17 protein-coding genes, 1 tRNA gene and 2 pseudogenes are annotated in these 22815 nt (G+C 71.0%); 7 read left to right on the forward strand and 13 right to left on the reverse strand.

Translation table 11 applies throughout. The features are described 5' to 3' along the window. Window positions 1-70: 70 nt before the first annotated feature. Together ACFYMU_RS01515 and ACFYMU_RS01520 are read left to right on the forward strand one after the other, a co-directional pair. The gene (locus ACFYMU_RS01515; RefSeq protein ID WP_388366533.1) at window positions 71-2473 is read left to right on the forward strand and encodes a hypothetical protein; all 2403 of its coding nucleotides are present in this window, start codon (window positions 71-73) and stop codon (window positions 2471-2473) included. Then, window positions 2470-3555, forward strand: coding sequence for a hypothetical protein (locus tag ACFYMU_RS01520; RefSeq protein ID WP_388366535.1), 1086 nt, complete (start codon window positions 2470-2472; stop codon window positions 3553-3555). Before ACFYMU_RS01515 ends, ACFYMU_RS01520 begins: the two co-directional genes overlap by 4 nt. A gap of 97 nt (window positions 3556-3652) precedes the next feature. Here the strand turns inward: ACFYMU_RS01520 and ACFYMU_RS01525 are convergent, their stop codons facing one another. After that, complete coding sequence (locus ACFYMU_RS01525) at window positions 3653-4102, reverse strand: DUF5707 domain-containing protein (RefSeq protein WP_388366537.1); 450 nt, start codon at window positions 4100-4102, stop codon at window positions 3653-3655. Between the two features lie 282 nt (window positions 4103-4384). Here ACFYMU_RS01525 and ACFYMU_RS01530 point away from each other — a divergent pair, with 282 nt between their 5' ends. The 4 genes from ACFYMU_RS01530 (at window position 4385) to ACFYMU_RS01545 (ending at window position 9358) form a co-directional block, all read left to right on the forward strand. Next, complete coding sequence (locus ACFYMU_RS01530; RefSeq protein WP_388366539.1) at window positions 4385-7084, forward strand: histidine kinase; 2700 nt, start codon at window positions 4385-4387, stop codon at window positions 7082-7084. After that, complete coding sequence (locus ACFYMU_RS01535; protein ID WP_388366541.1) at window positions 7081-7761, forward strand: response regulator; 681 nt, start codon at window positions 7081-7083, stop codon at window positions 7759-7761. The genes ACFYMU_RS01530 and ACFYMU_RS01535 overlap by 4 nt, the downstream gene beginning before the upstream one ends. 30 nt (window positions 7762-7791) lie before the next feature. Next, window positions 7792-8115 carry an SCO4225 family membrane protein gene (locus tag ACFYMU_RS01540; protein WP_388366543.1) on the forward strand — a complete coding sequence of 108 codons (324 nt, stop codon included), beginning with the start codon at window positions 7792-7794 and terminating at the stop codon, window positions 8113-8115. Between the two features lie 373 nt (window positions 8116-8488). Continuing rightward, entirely contained in the window at window positions 8489-9358 is an 870-nt protein-coding gene (locus tag ACFYMU_RS01545; protein ID WP_388366545.1) for a polysaccharide deacetylase family protein, read from the forward strand. A 146-nt stretch (window positions 9359-9504) separates the two neighbouring features. Here ACFYMU_RS01545 and ACFYMU_RS01550 read toward each other — a convergent pair whose 3' ends face one another. Then, the gene (locus tag ACFYMU_RS01550; protein WP_388366547.1) at window positions 9505-10491 is read right to left on the reverse strand and encodes an asparaginase; all 987 of its coding nucleotides are present in this window, start codon (window positions 10489-10491) and stop codon (window positions 9505-9507) included. A gap of 403 nt (window positions 10492-10894) precedes the next feature. On the opposite strand from ACFYMU_RS01550, the gene ACFYMU_RS01555 reads away from it, so the two are divergent. After that, complete coding sequence (locus ACFYMU_RS01555) at window positions 10895-13963, forward strand: FG-GAP-like repeat-containing protein (protein ID WP_388366549.1); 3069 nt, start codon at window positions 10895-10897, stop codon at window positions 13961-13963. Window positions 13964-14104: 141 nt separating this feature from the next. On the opposite strand, the pseudogene ACFYMU_RS01560 reads toward ACFYMU_RS01555, so the two are convergent. The 11 genes and pseudogenes from ACFYMU_RS01560 to ACFYMU_RS01610 all read right to left on the reverse strand — a co-directional run. Then, window positions 14105-14491, reverse strand: a pseudogene (locus tag ACFYMU_RS01560) (hypothetical protein); the annotation flags it as partial. A gap of 290 nt (window positions 14492-14781) precedes the next feature. After that, window positions 14782-15069: a hypothetical protein gene (locus ACFYMU_RS01565; protein WP_388366551.1), complete on the reverse strand. Its 288-nt coding sequence runs from the start codon at window positions 15067-15069 to the stop codon at window positions 14782-14784. A 77-nt stretch (window positions 15070-15146) separates the two neighbouring features. Further along, window positions 15147-15431, reverse strand: coding sequence for a hypothetical protein (locus ACFYMU_RS01570; RefSeq protein ID WP_388366553.1), 285 nt, complete (start codon window positions 15429-15431; stop codon window positions 15147-15149). 150 nt (window positions 15432-15581) lie between these two features. Continuing rightward, window positions 15582-16034: a DUF5994 family protein gene (locus ACFYMU_RS01575; protein WP_388366555.1), complete on the reverse strand. Its 453-nt coding sequence runs from the start codon at window positions 16032-16034 to the stop codon at window positions 15582-15584. 470 nt (window positions 16035-16504) lie between these two features. Further along, window positions 16505-16660, reverse strand: a complete 156-nt coding sequence (locus ACFYMU_RS01580) for a DUF6131 family protein (RefSeq protein ID WP_388366557.1) — start codon at window positions 16658-16660, stop codon at window positions 16505-16507. 385 nt (window positions 16661-17045) lie between these two features. Beyond that, on the reverse strand, window positions 17046-18284 hold the full coding sequence (locus tag ACFYMU_RS01585) for a PP2C family protein-serine/threonine phosphatase (protein ID WP_388366559.1): 1239 nt from the start codon (window positions 18282-18284) through the stop codon (window positions 17046-17048). Between the two features lie 368 nt (window positions 18285-18652). Next, window positions 18653-19921, reverse strand: coding sequence for an ATP-binding protein (locus ACFYMU_RS01590; protein ID WP_388366561.1), 1269 nt, complete (start codon window positions 19919-19921; stop codon window positions 18653-18655). A gap of 112 nt (window positions 19922-20033) precedes the next feature. Then, a pseudogene (locus ACFYMU_RS01595) lies at window positions 20034-20225 on the reverse strand (serine/threonine-protein phosphatase); the annotation flags it as partial. Between the two features lie 59 nt (window positions 20226-20284). After that, window positions 20285-20707, reverse strand: coding sequence for an RlpA-like double-psi beta-barrel domain-containing protein (locus tag ACFYMU_RS01600; protein WP_388366562.1), 423 nt, complete (start codon window positions 20705-20707; stop codon window positions 20285-20287). A 271-nt stretch (window positions 20708-20978) separates the two neighbouring features. After that, a complete protein-coding gene (locus tag ACFYMU_RS01605) occupies window positions 20979-21428 on the reverse strand; it encodes a DUF5707 domain-containing protein (RefSeq protein ID WP_388366564.1) in 450 nt (149 codons plus the stop codon). 978 nt (window positions 21429-22406) lie between these two features. Continuing rightward, window positions 22407-22480: transfer RNA gene (locus ACFYMU_RS01610), tRNA-Gly, on the reverse strand. Window positions 22481-22815: the final 335 nt, after the last annotated feature.

The following is a 22815-nucleotide window of genomic DNA, read 5'->3' on the forward strand; positions in this document are numbered from 1 at the left end:
CGTCATATCCCACCAACCTGCTCGATTAGCATGGAACAGGCCGCTGACGGTCCTTCAGAATGGTGGGTTGATGTCCGGTGTCGACGCTGCCCTGCAGGAGATCGCGCGTCTGTGCAAGGAGGTCAAGCCCGCTGACGCGCAGGCCCTGGCCATTGCCCTGATCGAGGAGCTTTCCACCGACGAGCTGGACACTCGGGAGGCACAGCTGCGAGCAGCGTTCGAGGAGGCGTTCCTCAAGAAGCGCAAGATGATGCTGCTGACCCTGCTCGACGAGAAGCTGCACGGACCCCCGCCTGCCACCGCCCCGGCGACTCAGGCGCCGGCGCCGGCCGAGGACGACTGGCTGGAGGAGTTCCACGCCGCCCTGCGGGACCTGAGCGCCCACCACATCTTCCAGTGGTCCACCTACTACCGGGACCGGCTCGCCGAGGACTTCAACTACTTCTTGGACCGCCTGACGGACCCGGACGAAGTGCGGACGCTGCTCCCGAAGATCTCTTCGGCGCTGTCCGGCCACGCCGAGGACATCTTCCAAAAGGGCTTCAACTACCAGATGTGGCAGGGCGAATCGGAGTCGTACGCCCTCATGAAGTCCCTCAACGGACTGCAGCGGTTCTTCGACCTTCCCATCGAGTTCTACTCCACCCGCCTGCCCGGCGCCGCCGACCTCGAGTCCGCCCGCCGGCTCCGTGCGCTGAACTCCTGCATGCTGTCCGCCATCATCATGGGGTACGCGCAAGTGACCTTCGGGGACCGTACCGGCCGGGAGGTCCTGCAGGACAACGCCCGCGCCTGGTTGCACACGCTTCCCTTCCTCGTCACCGACGACATGCTCCTGGTACAGAGGCGGATCGGCCGCAGTCACTTCACCGACGGACTGCTGCGCAGCGTCCTGCCCGCCGTCTCGGCCTTCGACAGGCTGGGGACCAACCGACAGCACGTCCCGTTGCCGGCCCTGTCCCAGTACTCGGCGGCGGAGCACCGGCTCGACATCTCGCTCCGCCCGTCCACCCGGTCGCCGTACCAGCAGATGATCGAGGTCCAGTGCTATCTCGACGGCAGCTATGTCGACCGGCGCGACTTGGAGGAGGCCCACCGCCGAGGAGTCGCCGCCGTGGTGGCGCCACTCCCGTCCGACCTGCGTGCCTTCATCGAGCAGGACGGACGTCTGAGCGCGACCGTCGTCGCCGTCACACGGGAGTCCGGCTTCGACTCCGTCCCCGCGACCCGGGGCCATGTGCTCAGGCTCCTGGTGGCTCGCTCCTACCGGCAGGGCACCACATCGGTGCGCAGCCAGCCTCTCCAGTACAACTTCGCCCGTGACTTCCCACTGGAGGAACCGGGCAAGCTGCGGTACTACCGTGTGCACCGGCACAGCGTGCACGACCTGCTCCGGACCTTCGAGAGCCGGAACGGCGTACGGCTCTGGTGCAGTGTGCGGCGCAGCGGCAAGACCACCGCGGGCTTCGACCTGGCGTCGACGACCGGCGAGGCGGCCGTGGTCAGCCAGACCTGCTCCTCCACCGGCGAACTCGCCAACGACGGAGTCTGCTACGACCGTATCTGTGCCGCCCTGGACGAGGGCCGCCGCATTCCCGGTACGTTCTTCGCCGACCTCGTCAATCACTGTGCGGACGGGGAATCGGCCGACCGAGGACGCACCGTGTTCGTCCTCGACGAGTACGAGACCCTGTTCGGGGACCTTCACGCGGCACTGCAGAGTGACTCCGGCATCAGGTACACGGTGGTCCAACCGCTGCTCAACCAGATGGTCCGGTTCGCCAGGGAGAACCTGCTGGTGTTCCTCGGGCAGCAGCCCGACGCCCACTTCATCCTGATGGAGCAGAACCAGCTCAGCCCCTTCGTACGACAGGACCCGTTCCCGCTGTTCGCGCACCGGATCGGTGCGGAGGAGAGCGAGTTCGCCCAGTTCACGCAGAAGGTGCTGGGCCCCCAGGTGACGCCCGACGCGTCCTTCATCGACGCCATCCACGCGGAGACGGCCGGTCACCCGTTCCTGACCGTGAACCTGCTGCGCGACTTCATAGCCTTCCTCATCGAACAGGAGCGGCGGCAGTCCGACCTGCACGTCACCCTGGACGACGCAACGCAGTTCTCCGAGAGCCGGCTCCGCCCGAGCCACATCAGCCGGAGCCGCGAGTACGAGTTCTTCCGGCAGGCGGCCTCCCAGGCCATGGGGGCGCGGGACAGCAGGGACACCGTATGGCTGCGCGCCGTCTACTCCTGCCTGAGCGAGATCATGCGCACGTCGCCGGTGAGCATGCGATGCGGCATGAAGGATTTCGAGGACATCGTCGAGCGGCTCGGCCCGGACACCGGCATCAGTGCCGACCGGCTGTTGTCCAGCGCCACGGAGAGCAACTTCCTCGACAGCGACGCCGAATGGGTGTGGCCCAAGATTCGTCTGCTCGGTCGTATCGCAGCGATTTCTCAAGGAGACGTGTACGCATGAACCCGGCCGAGCAGGAGAACGCCGCCGACGGCACGCATCCCGGAGCCTTCGCCGACGAGCAGATAACGCCCGCCCGCCTTGCCAGGGCCATCAGGGGCAGGCTTGCCGTGTCGGCCTGTGAGCTGAGCGGGTTCTGGTTCCAGGTCCGGGGGAACCGGGCGGCGTACGCGCAGGAGTTGCAGCAACACCTCGCCGGGGACGCGGTGGTGGTCCTGGTCGTGCGCGGGGCCCCCTTCGACAACGCCAACGCCGTACTCGACGACTTCGTCGTGCTCCTCGAGGAGAACCAGGAGGCCTGCGAGAAGCACCTGACCGGCGACCCGGCCACCGACCGGCGTGCGGTGGTGCTGTTGGCGCGCAACACACTGCAACTGCCCCAGGTGTCCTCCCCGGTGAGACTCCCGGCATGGTTCCCGCGTCTCGGCGGCCGGACACCCTCGGTCATCATCGAGGACCTCACCTGGCGCGCCGAGTCCCCGCTCAATACGGCCGAAGCCGCCGTCGACGACCTGTGCCAGCGGCTCTTCGAACTGGAAGGGGCACTGCTGGACCGGCTGCATGCGGTGTGTGCGCAGAAGAGGGCGGAGACGGCCAGCTTCTGGGACCAGGTACGGCGGGAAGGCGAGGGGCCGTCCTTCGCCGACTTCCTCGACGGCGTACGACGTACCCGGCGCGAGGTGCGCAACCCGTCTTCGTATCGGCCCAGCGTGAAGGAAGGAAGTTCCCTGGTGGCCAGGGTCTGGGGCAAGGTGCAGGCCACGCCACCCGACGGCATGGGCAAGTTGGGGAAGGCTCTCGCACGGGCGCTGGCGCTTGAGGAGGCGCCGGACACGGACTGGCACCGAAGCATCGTCGCCGTACTCTTCCGGCCGTCCGCCCGCCCGCCTTCGGACTCACAGGCCTTCGCCACCAATGTCCTGGTCACGATCGGGGCCACCTGCCAGATGATCACTGCGGCGGCCCACGCCGACGCGTATCCGAGCTACCCGGTGCCCTTGATCCGGTCGATGTCCTTCGACCTCCGCCAGGCACTGGCAGGTGCGAGGAAGACCCTCATCGCCTTGGACCGCTACACCGGCTGATCGCGGTCGCCCGGCCGTGATTCTCCGAGGCGACCGGGCGGACCGTGACCGGACGCCGAGAACCCCCGGGTCCGGCCCCGGGAGTTCGACCGATGGGTCAGCGTGCGACATCGAAGGAGGCGGCGCGGGGCACGAACGTCGTGCCCCCGTCCTGGGCCGTCGCCAGCGCGGAGACGTACCAGGTGCCCTTGTCCAGTTCGGCGGCCTCCCGCTGCGTGGCCTTCAGCATGTAGGTGCAGCGGCTGGTCTCGTCCGAGGTGCGCCGGCACGTGGCGCTCTCCGCCGAGCGAAGCTCCGCCTCCTTCGGGTCGAGCTTGGAACTCGCGGGCCAGACCAGGACCTTGAGGCCCCGGACACCCGAGTCGTCACTGACGTCGGTGGTGTAGGTGAACGAGCCCGCGCTGCCGGCGGACGGAGCCGTGTAGGTCGCCGACCCGTTCTCCAGGGTCGGCTTCGTGGGGGTCGAGGCCAGGGCGAAGCCCCCTGCGGTCACTCCGCCGAGGGCGACGGCGCCGATGAGCGAGAAGAAGAGAGTGCGCTTGGACATGGGAGATCCCCTTGAGTTCGTGGGAGAGTCGGATACGCGGAAACGCGGAAACGCGGAAACGCGGAAACGCGGAAACGCATGGCAGAACCGCTGGTAGAAGCGGTGGCCGACCGCGTTCTCGATGTGATCGAGCCTAGGGCCGGGGGTGTGGCGCCGTCCTCGCGCCGAGGGACGATTCGCGCGTTTGACCACGGGTGGAGACTCTGCAACCCAGGTAAGAGACCGGAATCCGCCTCCAGCCGGAGCCGGGCCGCTCACCTGCGGCCATAGCCTTGATCCGCCATGAATCGAACCGACGACCGGCTTCTCCCGGTCCTGCTGATCTGCGCCCAGGCCGTGGTGTGGCCCGGGGCGGCGCTGGTGCGCGGGGCCGTCCCGCCCGCGTCCGCCCTTCTCGTGGCGGTCCTGGTCGCCGGAGTGGTGACGGCCGCGCTCGCGCTGCGCGGTACCCGCCCGGAGGTCACCCTCGTCGTGGTCGCCGCCGCCTGTGCGCTGGGCGCCGGGCCGTTGCCCGCCGGGGCGACGGCGGTACTCGGGACCGCGGGAGTCGCGCTGGCCCTGTTCACCGTGGCGAGCGAACGCGACGCCTTCACCGCCGTGCTGTGTGTGGTCGCGCTTGCCGCCTGGCAGGTCCTTCAGGGCATCAGCCTGCACGGACTCGGCGACCGCAACGGACTCGACCTCGTCCTGACCGCGGTGCTCTACGCCGCCGCGTGCGGCGCCGGCCTCCTCGTACGGCGTACCCGTCGCGCGCGGCAGGCGGCCGAACGGCTGCTCAAGCGGGCCGAGTCCGAGCGCCACCGGCTTCCGGCGGTCGAACGACGCCGTATGGAAAGGGAGTTGCACGACGTCAGCGCCCACCATCTGACGGCCGTGGTGGTCACGGCGGGGGCGGCTCTCGGGCTGCGCGGACGTCGTCCGGAACTGGCCGAGGAAGCACTGGAGTTCGCGGTCGGGACCGGCCGCGAGGTCACCCGCGCGCTCGGCGCGGTACGGGCGCCCGCACCCTCCCGCGAGGACGTGCCGTCACCGCGGGAACGGCTGCTGGACCTGGTCGCCGGATTCCGGCGCCTGGACCAGCCGGTGGACTGCGCGATCGACTCCTTGCCGGACGGCGCCGTCGCGGACGCGGCGTACGGCATCGTGCGCGAGGCGCTGACCAACGTGGCACGGCACGCGCCCGGCGCCCCTACGAAAGTGCGGGTCCGCTACGGCGACACCGGCACGGACGTCGTGGTCACGAGCGCGGCACCGCCGCCCGGTGCGGCGGCGCACGGTGCCGGGCTCGGCGGGGGTCGCGGCCAGGGCTTCCTGAGGTCGCGGGCACGGGAGGCGGGCGGCACCCTCGCCACCGGCCCGACGGCGGACGGCGGATGGGAGGTGTGCGCGGTCCTGCCCGGCCGGACCGCCGCCCCGGTGGAGCGGTCCGTTCCGCGGAGTTACCGCCTTGCGCAGCTGACGGCCGCCGCCGGCCTGGTGGTGCAGCCGCTGCTCCCGGCGCTGGTCATCCGGACGCAGGCCGCGTCGAGCGGTCCGCGGGTGTCCGCGGGTGTGCTCTTCGCGCTGCTGGCCGCGGCACAGGCGGTCGCACTGCTGTGGCTGCGCCGTGCGCCCCGCGCGGGCCGGGGCGTCCTGTTCGGTCTGGCCCTGCTGTGGCCGGTGGCGATGGCCGCGGGCGACTACACCGGTCCGGTGCTCCTGCCCCCCGCGCTGAGCCTGCTCGCCACCTGCGCCGCGCTCGCGGCGGACGCGGCGCACGCGGCCCGTGCGGCGGCCGGTCCGCCCCCCGCCGAGGGCCGCCCGCGCCTGCTCGGCCCGCGTCTGTTCCGGCGGGGCCGCCGCGTCGGCGGGCTGGCTGTTTCCGCCGAGGGCCGCCCGCGCCTGCTCGGCCCGCGCCTGTTCGGCCTGCGTCTGTTCCGGCGGGGCCGCCGCGTCGGCGGGCTGGCTGTTTCCGCCGAGGGCCGCCCGCGCCTGCTCGGCCCGCGCCTGTTCGGCCTGCGTCTGTTCCGGCGGGGCCGCCGCGTCGGCGGGCTGGCTGTTTCCGCCGAGGGCCGCCCGCGCCTGCTCGGCCCGCGCCTGTTCGGCCCGCGTCTGTTCGGCCCGCGTCTGTTCGGCTCGCGCCTGTTCCGGCAGGGCCGCCCCGTCGGCCCGTCTGGTTCCGACGTCCACCCGCGCCCGTCGCTGCCCGCCTTCCTGGTCGCCGCCGTGGCGGCGCACGCGGCGGCCGCGACGGCCGCCGTCCTGGGCCGGGGCACCACAGTCCCCCTCTGGGCGGTCGTCGCGGGGACGACGGCCGCGGCATCCCTGGCGGTCGGCACCGCCCGCTGGGCCGGAGCCCTGCGCGGGCGGCGTGACCGGGCCGCCCGGGGCACGCGGAATGAACGCCTCGCCGCCTGGGCCGAGGAGGCCGTCCGGGACGCGTGGGCCGAGCGCCGCAGGATCGCCGCCGGACTGGAGACCACCGTCCTCGCGCGCACCGCCGACATGGTCGCGGAGGCGGAGGCGGGCCGGCTCGACGCGACCGCCGAGCGCGCCCGCGAGGCCCTCGCCGCGATGCGCGCCCTGCTCGACACCGTACGGGAGGGGGAGACAGGGCCCGAACTGCGGCCGCAGCCCACCCTCCAGGCGCTCGACCTGCTCGCCCACCAACTCCGGGCCACCGGCCGCGACATCGAGATACGGCTGACCGACCGCGTACCGGAGCGACTGCCCACCGCCGTCGACCTGGCCGCCTACCACGCCGCCGAGACGATGCTCACGGCCGGCGGCGAGGAACCTGCGGTCCTCGAACTCGACGCGGACGACGATACGTTGACGCTCACGGCCACCGGGGTGCCCCGCGCCGCCGATCCCGCCGTACGGGAGCGGCTGACCACGCGGGTCTCGGCACTCGGCGGCACCCTGACCACCGGACCGCGGGACACGGTCCGCCTCCGGCTGCCCCTCGCGGCCGCGCCGGACCACGAGGAGAGGAAACGATGAGCCTCAACGTGCTGGTCGTCGACGACCAGGGCATCGTGCGGGCGGGGTTCGCCGCCGTGATCGACGCCGAGGAGGACATGGCGGTCGTCGGCGAGGCCGCCGACGGCGCCGCCGCGGTACGGCTCGCCGAGGAACTGGCGCCCGACGTGGTCGTCATGGACGTACGCATGCCCGAACTGGACGGCATCGCCGCCACCCGCATCATCACCGGCCGCCAGAACGCGCCGCGTGTCCTGGTCCTGACCACCTTCGACCTCGACGCCTACGTCTTCGACGCGCTGCGCGCCGGCGCCTCGGGCTTCCTCCTCAAGGACGTACGCCCCGCAGAACTGCTCCAGGGCATCCGGGTGGTGGCGGCCGGCGAGAGCGTGCTCGCCCCGTCCGCGACCCGCCGCCTCATCGGCCACTACGCGTCCGGTCCCGCCACCGCGGTCCCCGCCGGGAGCTCGCGCGAGCTGGAGACCCTGACCGGCAGCCAGCGCACCGTCCTCACCCTGGTCGCGTCCGGCCTCACCAACGCGGAGATCGCCGAGCAACTCGGCATCACCGTAGGCACCGTGAAGTCCCACGTGAACGCCCTGCTCCGCAAACTCGGCCTGCGCGACCGCGTACAGGCGACGATCCTCGCCTACGACCTCGGCCTCGCCCGCCCGAACCCGCCCGGCCCCCACCTCTGACCACCCCAACGCGACCAAGGAGCCCGCCTCGTGACCGACACCGGTTCCGGCCGATCCCTGCCCCGCCGTCTGCGCGACGCCGTCGGCGTCGTCGGCCTCGTCTACCTCGTGCTCTGTGCCGCCCTGCTCGGGTGGGCGCTCGTGGTGACCGCGGGCGACAGCTCGGGCGAGTCCATGGCGGGCGTCATCCCAGTCCTCGTGACCGCCCCGGCCGGCCTTGTGCTGCTCGTCCTCCCGGACGGTGCCGGGATGCTCGTCGCGGCCGTCGTGCTCGGGGCGCTGGTCAACGCCGCGATCATCGGCTGGTGCACCCGGGCACTGCGCCGCGGCGGCCGCCCGGACCCGATGGCCTGAGCCCCGGCACCCGCAGGAAGCCGCTCGTCCGACTGCGCCGGGCGGTCGGCCGGCGAACGCGGCTCGCCCCTGGCACACCCGCCCGCCCGGGGGCCGTACCGCTGGAAGACCAGTGCCCTCGGCCCATGGCGGACGGACCGGTTTCCTGGTGGCATGACCACGTGGCGAGCAGGGCCGGGATGCGAGGGTGTCCGGATCGTGGCTGTCCGGGCCGTGGCTGTCCGGGCCGTGGCTGTCCGGGCCGTGGCTGTCCGGGTCGCGGCTGTCCGGGTCGCGGCTGTCCGGAATTTGCAACAGGCGGATCCCGTATGCCGATCCTGCTGTCTTGTCATGTGCGAGGGCGTATGAACGAAACGCCGGGGAGGGGAGAGCGATGCAGCGCAACGCGAGGCGGGGCGGGGCCTGGACGGCCGTGGCGGCGGCCGTCGTCACCGTGGTCGGTGCCTCCGTGCTGGGGGTCCTGTCGGGTTCCGGCGCGATAGGCACGGCGGAGAGCCGCTCGGAGACGCACGCGACACGGGCGGACGTCTCCCCCGTACCGTCGGCGGCCGGCCCTTCACGCGCTCCGGCGGGTCCGGGCGCGGGGCGGATGTCCGGTCCCGGCCCGGAGTCACCCGCGCCGGAACGGCGGACCCCGGTGGTGAGTGCGGGCATCGCCCACGCCTCGGACAAGGGGGCGCACGCCGTCAACATCACCATCGACGACGGTCCTGATCCCGTGTGGACGCCGCGGGTCCTGAAGGTGCTCAGGGACAACGGCGTCGACGCGGTCTTCTGCGTGATCGGTGAGAAGGCCGCCCGGTATCCCGCCATGGTGCGGCGCATCGTCGCGGAGGGGCACCGGCTGTGCGACCACAGCGTGCACCACGACACGACCATGGACCACAAGCCGCGTTCCTACCAGTACGCCGAGATCGTCGACGCGGAGCGGATGATCGAGCGTGCGTCCGGAGGGGTCGAGTCGCTGTACTACCGTGCGCCGGGCGGCGCCTTCACTCCCTACAGCCGGCAGGTCGCCGCGTCGAGGGGCATGCGCCCGCTGGGCTGGAACGTGGACCCCGAGGACTACAAGCGGCCCGGCGCGCAGGCGCTGGTGAACGCCGTGGAACGCGAGCTGCCGAACGGCCCCACCATTCTCTTCCACGACGGCGGCGGGGACCGGGCGCAGACCGTAGCCGCGCTCGGCACCCTGCTGCCGCGGCTGCGGGAACAGGGCTATGTGTTCGGCTTCCCCGTGCGGTGAGGCAACCGGGCCGGCGCCGGGAGCCGGTCGAGGACGGCGGAGGAGCCGACTCGCTGCCCCGACCTGTGCGGCCGGCCTTCCCGCGCTCCTGGCACCGCGGGGGCACGGCCGAGGTCCGGACGGCGGCGGTTCCACCCGCCCCCACGTCAGCCGTGGTCGGCGAAGGCGGCGGTGACGGCCGCGCGATCGGCACCGCCGGCCAGCAGGAGCCGAAGGAGGATCCGGGCCTTGTACGGGTCGAGGAGGCCGCCGTTGATGAGGCCGCGGCGCTGGAGGTCGGCCTCCGAGCCGACGGCGCCGTAGGTGTGCCGCAGAACGGATCCGCTGCCGGTGCGGGAGGTGAGCACGACGGGCATGCGTTCGGCCAGGGTTCCCAGGAGACCCGCGAGTTCACTCGGGACGTGACCGACTCCGAAGCCGGCGACGACCAGTCCGTGACTTGCCTCGGCGACGGCGGCGACGAGTTCCGCGTCCTCGTCGAGGGTGACGGTGTGCAGCGCGACTCGGGCCTCGTCCAGCGCTTCGGGCCGCGGGTACGGGGTGCGCCGGCGTACGGGGGCCGTGAGGATCCGGGGACGGCCTTCGACGACGTGGCCGATGGGGCCGGTGTTGGGGGAGGCGAAAGTGGCGGTGCTTGTGCTGTGGGTCTTGCGCACCCAGCGGGCCGCGTGGATCTCGTCGTTGAAGACGACCAGTGCTCCCAGGCCGCGGCCGGCGGGCGAGGCGGCGGTGCGGGCGGCGGCGAGCAGGTTCGCGGGGCCGTCGGCTCCCGCGAGTGTCGGGTTGCGCATGGCTCCGGTCAGCACGAACGGTTCGGTGTGCGGCCAGACCAGGTCGACGAGGAAGGCGGTCTCTTCCAGGGTGTCAGTCCCCTGCGTGACCACGACCCCGCAGGCCCCGGCCCGCACCGCCCGCGACGCGGAATCCACCAGGGCCAGAATGTTCGCGAAGGTCAGATTCGCACTGGGAACGGCCTCGATGTCGTGGATGTCCAGCGGCATGCCGAGCCCGGTGAGCCCGGGCACGGCCGCGGCGAGGTCGGCTCCGTTCAACCGCGTGACGACTTCGCCGCCGCCCCCGGTGCGGCCTGCCATCGATATCGTGCCGCCCAGCGTGAACAGTGCGACGCCCATACCCTGTGCCTTCCGCTCGCCTGCGAGCCATGACGGATCGCCGCCCACGGCAGCCTAGAGCGAGTGGACGCCGTGCGCCGGGTGATTTCAGCAGCAGCCCAGCGACCTGCACTCCACGGGGAAGCCCGCGGGTCCGGCATTACGTCGGTGCGGCGTCCATCGCCCAACACGCCATGCCGCCGGGGCAATTGAACCCACCGTCCCGCGTGGTGGCCGACGTGTGGGCTACTTCGTGCTCTCTTTCCCCGGGAACCCTGGGGCGTCTGGGCCTGCTGCTATTCTCGTGCCGCTTTGCATGGGGGCAGCTGGGGGGCTGGGCATTTTCGCAGCACCGTCGACGTGCGCCTGATCGGTCGCCGCCGTCCCGTCATGCCTTTTCCGTCGAGAGGCCCAGGAGACGACGATGGCCCGTCGTACCACCGCCCGTGGCGTTGTCGCCGTGTTGGCAGTTCTCACCGTGACCGCCGGTCCCGGCCTGTTCGCCGTCACGGCTGATGCGGACAACGGTGTCGGGGGCACCGCCCTCGCAGCGGAGAAGGTCTTCCAGGCGGACCGCTACCTACCGCGCAGGGACCGGATCTACAGCGCCGGTCCCCGTGGCTATCTGCATGCCCAGGAGGGTCGTTCGGGCTACCTGTGGACGTCGTACGACACCGGTACGACGACCGAACTGGGCGACCTGGCCCGACTCGAACTCCCTGCGTACCTGGGGTCGTCGTCCGACGTCGTTGCCGATGTCGTCTCACCCACGCAGAAGGTCGTCCTCAGGGACCTGTCCGCCGGCACCACCACGGACATCGCCCTCACCCACGGCGCATACGAGGCCACCTTCGGAACCCGTGTACTGACCCAGGCCCGGGACGCCGACGGCAACCGCGTGCTGTGGCTCTACGGCGACGGCGCGCCCGCCGAGGGCACCCTCGTTGCCGGATGGCCGACCGGAATCACGACCAACTTCAGCGTTCTGGGCGGCGACAGCGGCACCGCCGTCATCGGCTACGCGCTCGGAAACGGCGAGCGACACCTGGCGCTGGTGGACCTGGCCACCGCGCGAGTCACCGGCGATGTGACCGTGTCCCTCGCGCCCACAGCCGTCGCGCTCAGCGCGGACCGGCTGGTCTGGTACCGCTCCGACAGCACGGTGGCACACGTCCTGGACCGCACCGACCTCTCCGCCGCCGAGACGACGGTGACGCTGCCGGGTGCGGAGGGCACCCCGTCCGTGGGAATCGCCGGGCGGTGGTTGGTGGTGGCCCGTTCCGTACCGTCGGACCCGAACAACCTGGCCGACAAGTCGGGCGAGCCGCTGACGGCCGTTCCCCTCACGGGTGGTGACCCGGTCACCCTGCTGCGGCACGCGAACGGTTCCCTCGTCACGGCACCGGACGGCACTCTGCTGGCCGTGGGCGGCACCGACGCCGGGCACTGGGCGGTACGGAGGGTCACCGACACGGGGGCGGGCGCCCCGACGCCGACGGAGCTGACCGCGGTACCGCCGGTGGCTGCGAAGATCAGCCGGTTGTCGCTGCAGAACGGCACCCTGGCCACCGACGAGGCCGACAGCAGCTTCATGGGCGCCTACTACACCCGGCCGATCGCCGCCGACGGAACGCCGGGCACGCCGACCTGGCGGAAGTGGGACGGCCTCGGTACGGGCCCGTACGCCGCCGGCGACGGCCGTGCGGTGACGTTCACCGCGCAGTCCGTCGGCTCGTACGTCCAGTCCCTCGACAAGAACGACGAGGCCGGCTTCTTCAACCTGCCCTCGGCCTCCGGGACCGTCCTCGACGCCACCGGCCGCTATGCCGTCGTCAACGGCTCCTCCCCCACCAAGCAGTACGTGGGCGACCTCGGCGTCTACAGCAGCCTCGAGCCCGTCGTCACCCGCTCCGTGACGGCCGCCTCCGTCTGGGGCACCAGCCTGTGGACGCCGGGTTCCGGCACCGGTGTCGTCACCGCCAAGGACCTGAAGACCGGCAGGACCACCGACACCGTCAGCACCGGCGCCCCGTGCGTTCCCAAGGAACTGCAGGCGGTCGGCCGCTGGATCTACTGGTCCTGCGGCCCGACCGCGACGGCGGGCGTCTGGGACCGTACGGCGAAGAAGAACATTCCCGTCCCGTCCGGCCAGGCACAGCTCGGCGACGGCTACCTCGTCCGGCACGACACCTCGGCCGGCGCGCTCCTCCTCACCTCCTTCGCCGACGGCACCACGACGACCCGGAAGATCGGCGACCTCGCGGCGGGCACCTCCAGCCTGCGCGGGGTGACCTGGACCGTGGACAAGTTCGGCGGACCTGCGGCCTACGTGGACGCGGACCAGCGGATCCACCTGGTGCCCAGCGGGGTTGCCACCCAGCGACTCTCCGTCGTGGAGTCCGAGGCGACCGACAACTCGTCGGAGAGCAGCGCGGCCGGCAGTCCGTGGTGGCAGTGGCGCGGACTGCTCTCCAAGCCCGCCGCCTCCTGGACGGCCACACTCACCCGCAAGGCAACCGGCACCGTGGTCCGCACGCTCACCGGCGGGGAGGTGGACGGCACCCTGACCACGCGCTGGGACACGCGCGACACCTCCGGTGCGCTCGTCCCCGACGGGACGTACACCTTCAAGCTCACGGCTCTCCCGGCCGACGGTTCAGGGCCGACGCTGACGGTGACCAAGACGGTGAACGTGTCCGACGGAGCAGCCGTACGCCACGACTTCACCAACAGCGCCACCTGGGCGCCCGACGGAATCGGCGACGCCCTGACCCTCAGCTCCTCCGGCGTCATCGGCTACCGGCCGGGCAACGGGACGGGCGGCTTCGGCAAGGCCATGTCCGCCTCGGGCTGGCCCTCCTCCGTGACCCTGGTCCCGTTCGGCGACCTGGGCGGCGACCGCCGCAACGACATCCTCGTCCGGTTCGGCAGCGGTGAACTCCGAGTGTACCGGACCATGCGTGGACAGCCTTTCCTCACGAGCACACCGCACACCTCGCTCGGCACCGGCTGGAACCAGTACAACCTGCTGACCTCGCCCGGCGACATCAGCGGCGACGGCCGCCCCGACCTGATCGCGCGCAAGGCGTCCACGGGAGAACTGTTCCTGTACAAGGGCACGAGCACGGGGAAGCTGTCGACGCGAGTCAAGATCGCGGGGAACTGGTCGGGCTACAAGAAGGTCGTGGGCGTCGGCGACTTCAACGGCGACGGCCGCGGTGACCTCCTGGCCCAGGACCGCTCCAACACCCTCTGGCGCTACGACGGCAACGGCTCCGGCGGCTTCAAGTCCCGCGTGAAAGTGGCTTCCGGCTGGGGCTCGTCGTACGACGCCGTCGTGGGCGTCGGCGACATCACCGGCGACGGCAAGGCGGACATCGTCTCCCGCGACACCTCGGGCAACCTGTGGCGCAACACCGGGAACGGCTCGGGCTCGTTCGGGCCCCGCACGAAGATCGCCTCGGGTTGGCAGGCGTACAAAGGCGTGTTCTGACGGCCCGGCCCACGACGACGGCGAGCACACCGCAGGCGCAAGTGGCCTGGAGCGGCGCTCGAGTGCCTCTCGGGTGGCTGTTGCGATGCCTCGCACGCGTACCGCCACGAAGCCGGCGGGCGCCGGGGCCAGACGCCAACGGTATCGCTCCGGGACATCCTTGGCAGGCATCTGCCGGGTGGCCAGACTCACCCAGCGGTCGTAGTTGGTCGGGTAGACGCCGATCGCGGCGCCGCACCGGTCACACAACGGTGGTTCGATCCATGACACGTCGTCGGGGTCCGGATCGGGTAACGGCGCCGTTGTGGCGCCTTCCTCCTCGGCGATGTCGTTGACCAGCCTGTTCCAGCAGGAGTCGCAGAGCTCGACCAAGAGCCCGATCCGGCCGCGCCCTCGTACGGAGGGATCGCGCTCACCGCACATCTGGCACAAAGCCCACTCGTTACCCCGGAGTCGCCCCCATGGTTTCGAGTGTGAACAGACGTGCAAAACCTTGACAGGTCGCGATTGAAAGCGGCGCTGATCCATCAGCGTTCCGACGAGGACCGGCGACGTGAGGTCGCCGCCGGGCTTGACGACCTGGTACGCGCCGAACGTGCGCACAGCAGGAGAGAGAACCACCCAGGTTCGCGCCGCCGCAGAACGGCACACGAGGCGATCGGCGTCCCCAGGGGCCACGTGGGTGCTGACCTGCGGGACTTAGTGTGCCGACGCTGTTGCGCGGGCCTGGTCGCACCGCCGTCGACCGTGGTCGTCCGCTCCTACTGGCACAAGGGGCCGGTCGGCTCCCGATGAACCGGGAATGAGGCACAGGCCCCTCAGCCTCCCCGACCGGGTGCATCCGACCCTTCCTCTTCCCCCTCCATGAACCGAATGCCCTCGTGTGTCAGCGAGACGGTGGCGGGGGTTCCGTGCGATGTCCAGTCGACGGTGATCAGACCCTCGCCGGCCAGATACGCGCAGGCCGCGGAGATGTCCTCGTCGGGCAGGCCGAGCTCGTCGCGGAGTGCCGCTCCGCTGACCTCGGGGCGATTGAGTTCGACGGCCCGGTACAGGGATTTCAGGACCGCTTTCCGGTAGGTCTTGCGTTCACGGAGTGTCGTCATGGCTGTCGCTCTCCGGGGCGTGCCCGGCGGTGCAGGCGCGGACGCGGGGGAAGGGCTTCGTGGTTCTCACGGCCTTGTCACACCTCGTCCGTGTGTGCGTGGTCCTCGAGGGACGGCTCGCTGGTTGCCAGCCAGGACCGTGCGGGCTCGGCGGCGTGCGTGGTGTCGATGGTCAGGTGGAGCCGGGTAGCTCCTTCGCTGCCTGCGGGGTAGCTGCGCTGTTCGTCGGAGGCGAAGGCGCGGCGGAGCACTTCGGCGACGCGACGGGCGGCCTCCGGCGTTGCCGCGATGATGCGGACCTCGGCGTGGCCCTCGGAGGGCAATGGCTCATGGTCCATGGCATGGTCCATGGCATGGTCCATGGCGTACCTCCTCCGGGCGGCGGCGCTGGGGCGAATGCGGCCGTCGCTTCGCACGCGCGCGGGTATGACCCAGCGGCGTGCCTCTGCGTACGTTCCTTTCCTGCAGCGTATGCCCGCTCCGGTGGTCCCGCCCCCGGACCGGGCAGGCCGTCAGGATGATGTGGGCCCTCCCTCCGACTCCCATGCCGATTCCCCGACGAGGTCGGTTTCGGCGCGCGCCAGCAGCTGCGCGGCCGTCAGCGGGTTCCAGGGATCGGCGGCGGTGGCCAGCAGCCGGGCGGCTGCTGCGTCGGGTTCGTCGGGCGGGACGACCAGTAGCTCCCAACGCCCGGCGGTGCCGCAGTCCAGGGTGATGACATGCGTGGCGGTGCCGGCGTCCGCCCGGGCCACCTCGATGACGTGGTCGGGGGCCGGGACCGTGTGCGGGGCGTCGGGCCAGGCGGCGGGGTCCACGGTGACACGGGTTACGGTGCCGTGGCCCGGGTCCAGCGAGCCGACGAGCGCGGGCAGTTCCAGTTCCAGCGCGTGGCAGCGCGGCCACCAGGCGCCGTCCAGCGGGCCATGACTGCCGTCCGGCGCGAGGGACAGCCGGGGCAAGGGCATCCGGTATGTGTGCGCCTCGTCCGGTGACGTGCCTTCGGCCGGGCCTTTCCTGACGTCCATCGTGCGATCCCGTCCCGGGCGGCCTTCTTCGGCCGCCCGTTTCGTCATTCGCCGGGAACGGCACCGCCGTGGTCGCGCTGCGCGACATGCTCTCGGCACGGTCAGGGTACTCCCGGCTGCGGAGAGGGCCGAAGGGCCGCGTTTCCGCAGCTGAGACGTGCCGGCGGGGGAGTGTGCCGGCGGGGGAATCGAGAGAAGTCGTCTGCCGTCATGGTGGCGGGCGCAAGCGGTGGGATGACACCCGGCCCGGGCCCCGGCCCCTCCGGGTGCGTTGCCGCGTGGCCGATCGCGGTGGTGGCGTTCTCCCCCGCGTACCGGACGAGTCGGGCCGCATCCCGTACCGGTGGTCGAGAAGACCCACTCGGCGCGGCCCGGTCCGCCCGCGCCCGCCGCCGTGCGGTTCCGGCCGGTCACCAGTAGTGGCGTCGTCCTGCGACGGCGTGTCCCATCGAGCCGAGGATCCACATGACTGCTCCGATGACCGCCAGGATGAGCCCGATGGTCCACAGGATGGACATGCCGGTGACGAAGCCGATGACGAGCAGAATGACACCCAGGATGATCATGATGCCTCCCAAGGGGAGTAGTGCCTGATTCCACTGTGAACTGCGGAAGCTCCGGAGGGAAGGGGGAACGGTGACGGCCGGCTTCCTGCGCCTGTGATCGTGGCTCGTGGGCGTGCCCGGCCTCCGATCGGTCACCTCCCACCTGCGCACACGGCGCCGGGAAGCGGTCACCGTCACCCGGCGGGACGGCGCGCCGGCAGGGCCGGACATCGACCCCTGCGGCACGTTCCGGCCGGACATGGACAAGCGGCTCGAGCTCCCGCCGGCCGCAACCGTGCCCGGCCCCGCCGTGCGGAGGCCGACGCGGCCCGGACGGCGGGCCGGCGCATGCCGACGGTCGAGAGCTGCTCACCGGCGCCTGTCACCTTCCAGGAGAGTTCCTGGGTCACGGCTGCGCCTTCGTGCGGGCGGTTGAGGCTTGCCCGGTGTCCGCGCCGTAGCCGGCGCGTCGCTGAGTCTCCCCGGGGCCGTGCCAGTCCAGGCACATCACGGTGGCATCGTCCTTCAGCCGGCCGCCGGCGGCGTCCAGGACCGCGGCCGTCAGCACCAGCGCGGTCTCCCGCGGGTGCAGGTGCCTGGTGCGCGCGAGCAGGGCGGGCAGGTCGACCCTCTCCGCATGACGTTCGAGCATGCCGTCGGTGAGCATGAGCAGACGGTCACCGGGGCGCATCTCGATGTCCTGAACGCGGTAGGGGTGGGGCGCGGGCACCGCCAGCCCGAAGGGATGGTCCACCTCGCACACGATCTCCTCCACGGCCCCCTCGCGCATGCGCAGCGGCCAGGGGTGGCCGGCGTTGATGAGCTGGGCCTGCCCGGTGTGGAGGTTGATGCGCAGCAACTGCCCGGTGGCGTGACCGCGGCCGTGGTCGGCCAGGGCCTCATCGGCCCGGTGGGCCTGCTCGGCCAGGTCGGCTCCCGCACGGCGGGCCCCGCGCAGAGCGCAGACCAGGACCGTGGCGGCCAGGGCGGCGTCGATGTGGTGGCCCATGGTGTCGGTCACCGACAGATGCAGGGTGTCGCGGTCCAGGGTGAAGTCGAAGGTGTCGCCGCTGAGGTCCTCGGAGGGCTCCAGGTTTCCGGACAGCGCGAACTGTGCGGCCTCGCACGACAGCGACTGGGGCAGCAGCTGGTACTGGATCTCTGCCGCCAGGGTGGGGGGCTTGGAGCGTTTGCCCCAGATGTAGAGATCGGTGAACCGCCCGTTGGCGATCACGATGTAGGCCAGGGCGTGGGCGGCTTCCCCGGCCGCATCGAGGACGTCCGCGCCGGGGGCGACCGGCAGGAGCAGTTCCAGCAGCCCGATGGCGTCGCCCCGGTTGGTGACCGGGAGGATCAGCCGCTGTCCCTGACCGGTCGGCTCCTGATGCGGCCGCTGGGTACGGATCACCTGCTCGTAGACGCTCCCGAACAGGTCGATCCGCTCGGCTTCCCACCCGCCCTCCACGGCGCCGACGGTGGACAGCCGCGCCACCGCCTTCCCCGTCAGATCCACGATGAGGAAAGAGACCTTCGTAGCCTGGAAACGCTGCCGCAGGTCCTCCGCGACCACGTCGACGGCATCCGCCGGGGCCGCCGTCTCCGCTGCCGCCAGCAGCCGGGTGAGTTCGTTGTGCCCACTGCTCACGACGCCGCTCGCCTCCTCCAGCCCCTCATACCGGCCAGGAACCGCCATGGTGAGAATCAAGCTGTGATCGGTCACGGTAAGTGAAGGCGGTTACGTGATGAGTTCGCGGAAATGAGTGGTTCCGAGAGGCCACGGGCCCCCGCGGGACCCTGTCCGGTCGCCCCTGGACCTCGTTCTCACGACCTCTCGCACACAACTCTCGCACAGTGCCTCCTGCGACGGCTTCTCAGACATGTCAGAGCCGGCCGACCCGGCCACCGCCGTCGAACGGTTCGACTGCCCCACCTGTTCCGCCCCCGCCGGAAGCGCCTGCCGCACCCACGGCGGCACAGTCGCCCCGAAGTGCCACACCCCCCGCTTCATGCTCGTCAGAGACGGGCGAACTTCTCGGTCTGCTCCGCGAACTCCTGGGCCATGGCGGCGCTGACCGTGGGCTTGGTATCGCGGATCGCGTCCAGGTAGTGGTCCGTGGTGGGGCGGGCCCGGGCGCCGGTGTCGAAGGTGCGCTCGAACTGGGCCTGGGAGACGGTACGCGCCACGTGGGCGATGTCGGCGGGGGTGAACCCCTCACTGGCGGACGAGAGTGCCCCGCTGTCGGCCTCCGCGCCCGCCCGTGCCAGGTAGCTCTCCCACAGTGCGACCCTGGCGCTCCGGTCGGGAGGGCCGATGGGCAGCACGTAGTCGAAGCGACCGTGCCGCAGGAAGGCCGAGTCGAGCGTGGTCACGTTGTTCGTGGCGCAGACGAGCAGCCGCCCGTCCTGGCTTCGGAACCGGACGATCGCCTTGAGCAGTTCGTTGACGACGCCGACGGCGGTCGCGTTCGCACCGCAGCGTGTCCCGGCGATCTCCTCCACCTCGTCGATGAAGACCAGGACGTGGTCGAGCCGGGCGATCTCGTCGAAGCGCCGGTTCAGCCCGGTCGCCAGCCCGTATTCGGCGGCGAGACGTGCGGGGAACAGCTCGAGAAGGGGCCATCCCAAACGGCTGGCGATCGCGTGCGCGAAGGTGCTCTTGCCGGTCCCGGGCGGACCGAACAGCATCACGGCCCGCGGCAGCTCGACCCCGTGCTGGGCGGCCAGCTCGGGATGAGCCAGCGGCAGGACCAGGCGGCGCTCGATGAGCCGCTTCTCCCTGTGCATGCCCGCGACTTTCTGCCACAGTCCCCCGGGCGGCAGCTCCGCTCCGAGCGAGGACAGCATGCCGGCCGCCTGAGGAGTCACCGGCCTGCGCTTCTCGAAGAAGACGAGGCCGGGGCGGGCGCCGAAGTCGCAGTCGCACAGGGCGGCGGCACCGGTCTCTCCCTCGGGCAGAACCGCGTGCACCGTGCGGACACCACCGGCGAAGAGCCGGTTCTCAAGGGCTGTGATCAGGGCGCTGCCCAGTTCCCGTCGGCGCCAGGCAGGCGCCATACAGACGCGGAGGATCCACGCACGGTCGCCCTCCACTCTGCTCACCGCGGCTCCGACCACCACGTCGTCCGCCACGGCCACCACGGCGGGATGAAGGGCTTGGAGGGCTGCCACCGCGTCGGAGAGGGGGAACAGAGGGGGCTCCCCTGCCGTGCCGCTCTCCGTATCGACGCGGACCACCGCCTCGAGATCGTTCTGGGAGTAGTCCCTGACCAGCCAACCTGCCATGATCAGCTCCGCGTGCTGGGCCGTACCCCCATCGTCTCACCGGTCGCCGCACGCGGTACGACGACCACCGGGCCGCAGGACACCCGGCCGTCCACACGCCAGCCCTGCCGCTTCACGGAGAAGGCGTACGACCGGCGTCGGCGCCGTGCCACTCGATCAGCAGGAGCGCCGCACCGTCTGTCGTGACCCCGCCCCGTGCCCGCTTCAGCGTGTGGGAAAGCGACCGGGCCACCGCCCGGACGGCTCGGCCCGTACGCTCGACGTGGTTCACCCGGTCGATGAGCTGTTCCTCGCCGAATTCCTCGATCACGGGGAGACCTCACCGCCGGGCCGGCCCTGCTGATGGAACCGATCAGCCGGTGATCAGAGCTCGTACCACTCGGTGTAGAGCCTGCCGACGCCAGGTTCTCCCAGCGCCCTGAACGCGGCCGGGCTGAGGTCCACTTCGTCCTTACCGCAGCCCGGGCACCTGTCGACGATCCGTACGACGACGTGGTCCGCCCAGGTCCCGGAGAGGCCGTGGATCAGCAGGCTCTTACCGCATATGGGGTCGTTGTCGGAACTGTTGCTGCTGAACAGCTCAGGGGAGACAGCCGCCACCAGTTCGTTGTCGTTGTTCGTCCAACCGCATGCCCCGAGGCCCGTGGTGTTGTTGTACAAGGTGACGGCTCCCCGGTGCTGGGTGCCCGCTGCTGCGGTGGCCGGGGTGGCGCTCATCGCGGCCGTGCCGAGGGCTACGAGGGAGAGGAGGCCGGCCGTCAGGGAGCGTCGGGTGGTGCTCTTCATGGTGCTGAGAGACTTCACGATGCGGGACACTTTTCAACTCCAGGGGGATGAGTTTGCGAACAGGCCGGGAAGCGGAGCCTGGGAAATGCTGACGATGTCGTGAATCACGGGGTGTGGATCGAAGTCCCTCCATTTACCGAAGCCGTGAACGCCCCGGGTGGTGGTGAGCGGCTCATGCCGGCGCACGCGCCGACTACGGAGGCCGAAATGCGGGATGGGGTGCTCGTTCGGTAACCGCCCCGGGTCCGGCCCCGGGGGTTCTGCCGGTGGGTCAGCGTGTGACGTCGAAGGAGGCGGTGCGGGGCACGAACGTCGTGCCCCCGTCCTGGGCGGTCGCCAGCGCGGAGACGTACCAGGTGCCCTTGTCCAGTTCGGCGGCCTCCCGCTGTGTGGCCTTCAGTGTGTAGGTGCAGCGGCTGGTCTCGTCCGAGGTGCGCCGGCACGTGGCGCTCTCCGCCGAGCGGAGCTCCGCCTCCTTCGGGTCGAGCTTGGAACTCGCGGGCCAGGCCAGGACCTTGAGGTTCCGGATACCCGAGTCGTCACTGACGTCGGTGGTGTAGGTGAACGAGCCCGCGCTGCCGGCGGACGGAGCCGTGTAGGTCGCCGACCCGTTCTCCAGGGTCGGCTTCGTGGGGGTCGAGGCCAGGGCGAAGCCCCCTGCGGTCACCCCGCCGAGGGCGACGGCGCCGATGAGCGAGAAGAAGAGAGTGCGCTTGGACATGGGAGATCCCCCTGAGTTCGTCGGAGAGTCGGACAGGCGGAGAGTCGGATAGGCGGATAGGCGGAAACGCGGAAACGTGGAAACGCGGAAACGTGTGGAAGAACCGCTGGTGGAAGCGGTGGCCGACCGCGTTCTCGATGTGATCGAGCCTAGGGCCGGGGGTGTGGCGCCGTCCTCGCGCCGAGGGACGATCCGCGCGTCGAACCAAAGGTAGAGATTCTGCAACCCAGGTAAGAGACCGGAACACGCCTCCAGCCGGCGCCGGGCCGCTCACCTGCGGCCATGGCACTCCGGGTCTTGGGCCGGGCCGGGTTCTTGCCCAGGCGCACCGGCCGGCCATAGGGGTGGTCCCAGTCCTCGTCGACCTGGCCGCCCAGCGCGTGGCCGGCGGCGCGGGCCAGTTCCTCGAGGGCCGCACGCGTGGCCTCGGTGACCAACTCAAGGCGGGTCAGATCCCGCACCGCGGCCGGGACGTGGGTGGAGTCGATGCGCTGGATGGTGCGCTCGCGGACAAGTCCGGGCCTCCTTCAGCCGGGCCAACGCGAGATCGGTGAGTGAGCCGCGGTGGGCGGTCACCAGGGCTGATCGTTTGCCCCGCCTGGGTCAGGAGAAGAGCAACGTCGCCCAGGAGCTCCCGGGACGCCGCCGCCGTGGTGGGAACACCGCCGAAGCCGCACTACGGCGGATCGCGAACGAAGGGGGCGCGGCCATCAAGACCCCAGACCGACCAGCAGCATGGCCGCCAGCAAATTGCCCTCTACGCAAGCGACTTGCGCCTCATTTGCCCAATGTGGGACCCGGGTCGCCAAAAGCGAGTATCGCCGTTTGAGGTGATCGCGCGTCATGGTGCCTGAATGCGCACCGCAAGCCCCTCCGAGGGGGTGCTTTACCGCGACTTGGGGCACGCGGAGGGCACGGAACCCCGAAAACGGTCTAGACAACCAATAAACCCCAGGCCGCTGACCTGGGGTTTCATCGTGGAGCGGGTGACGAGAATCGAACTCGCGCTCTCAGCTTGGGAAGCTGATGTTCTACCATTAAACTACACCCGCGTAAGCCCGACCGCCCATCCGGCGCCGGAACGCCCGCTCACTCTACCCCATACCGGCCCCCCGGCGCTGAAGCCGCGGGGGCCGAGGTCGTTCTGGGGGTCGGACGGGGCTGCGCCGGGCGGGAGTTGGGGCGTACGGTGGGGGTGGGAAGCGGGGGTTGCGGGTGGTCGGAGTGCCGCCTGGAGGGCCGTCCCTTTCATCCCGTAATGTGGCTTTCGTCGTCCGTCACGCCAGTGAGACGAAGGCTCTTGGGGAAGGGACTCAGAGGACTTGATGGAGCGCACCGTCGTCCGTTGTGCCGAGGGGCACGTGTTCAGCACCGCTTCGTTCCCGAT

The organism is Streptomyces sp. NPDC007264 (assembly GCF_042869095.1).
GTDB lineage: Bacteria > Actinomycetota > Actinomycetes > Streptomycetales > Streptomycetaceae > Streptomyces.

What these genes read in the sequence shown, in the direction of transcription:
- ACFYMU_RS01515 (WP_388366533.1), top strand. Translation starts at nt 71, where the DNA reads ATGTCCGGTGTCGACGCTGCCCTGCAGGAGATCGCGCGTCTGTGCAAG.
- ACFYMU_RS01520 (WP_388366535.1), top strand. Translation starts at nt 2,470, where the DNA reads ATGAACCCGGCCGAGCAGGAGAACGCCGCCGACGGCACGCATCCCGGA.
- ACFYMU_RS01525 (WP_388366537.1), bottom strand. Translation starts at nt 4,102, where the DNA reads ATGTCCAAGCGCACTCTCTTCTTCTCGCTCATCGGCGCCGTCGCCCTC.
- ACFYMU_RS01530 (WP_388366539.1), top strand. Translation starts at nt 4,385, where the DNA reads ATGAATCGAACCGACGACCGGCTTCTCCCGGTCCTGCTGATCTGCGCC.
- ACFYMU_RS01535 (WP_388366541.1), top strand. Translation starts at nt 7,081, where the DNA reads ATGAGCCTCAACGTGCTGGTCGTCGACGACCAGGGCATCGTGCGGGCG.
- ACFYMU_RS01545 (WP_388366545.1), top strand. Translation starts at nt 8,489, where the DNA reads ATGCAGCGCAACGCGAGGCGGGGCGGGGCCTGGACGGCCGTGGCGGCG.
- ACFYMU_RS01550 (WP_388366547.1), bottom strand. Translation starts at nt 10,491, where the DNA reads ATGGGCGTCGCACTGTTCACGCTGGGCGGCACGATATCGATGGCAGGC.
- ACFYMU_RS01555 (WP_388366549.1), top strand. Translation starts at nt 10,895, where the DNA reads ATGGCCCGTCGTACCACCGCCCGTGGCGTTGTCGCCGTGTTGGCAGTT.
- ACFYMU_RS01565 (WP_388366551.1), bottom strand. Translation starts at nt 15,069, where the DNA reads ATGACGACACTCCGTGAACGCAAGACCTACCGGAAAGCGGTCCTGAAA.
- ACFYMU_RS01570 (WP_388366553.1), bottom strand. Translation starts at nt 15,431, where the DNA reads ATGGACCATGCCATGGACCATGCCATGGACCATGAGCCATTGCCCTCC.
- ACFYMU_RS01575 (WP_388366555.1), bottom strand. Translation starts at nt 16,034, where the DNA reads ATGCCCTTGCCCCGGCTGTCCCTCGCGCCGGACGGCAGTCATGGCCCG.
- ACFYMU_RS01580 (WP_388366557.1), bottom strand. Translation starts at nt 16,660, where the DNA reads ATGATCATCCTGGGTGTCATTCTGCTCGTCATCGGCTTCGTCACCGGC.
- ACFYMU_RS01590 (WP_388366561.1), bottom strand. Translation starts at nt 19,921, where the DNA reads ATGGCAGGTTGGCTGGTCAGGGACTACTCCCAGAACGATCTCGAGGCG.
- ACFYMU_RS01600 (WP_388366562.1), bottom strand. Translation starts at nt 20,707, where the DNA reads ATGAAGAGCACCACCCGACGCTCCCTGACGGCCGGCCTCCTCTCCCTC.
- ACFYMU_RS01605 (WP_388366564.1), bottom strand. Translation starts at nt 21,428, where the DNA reads ATGTCCAAGCGCACTCTCTTCTTCTCGCTCATCGGCGCCGTCGCCCTC.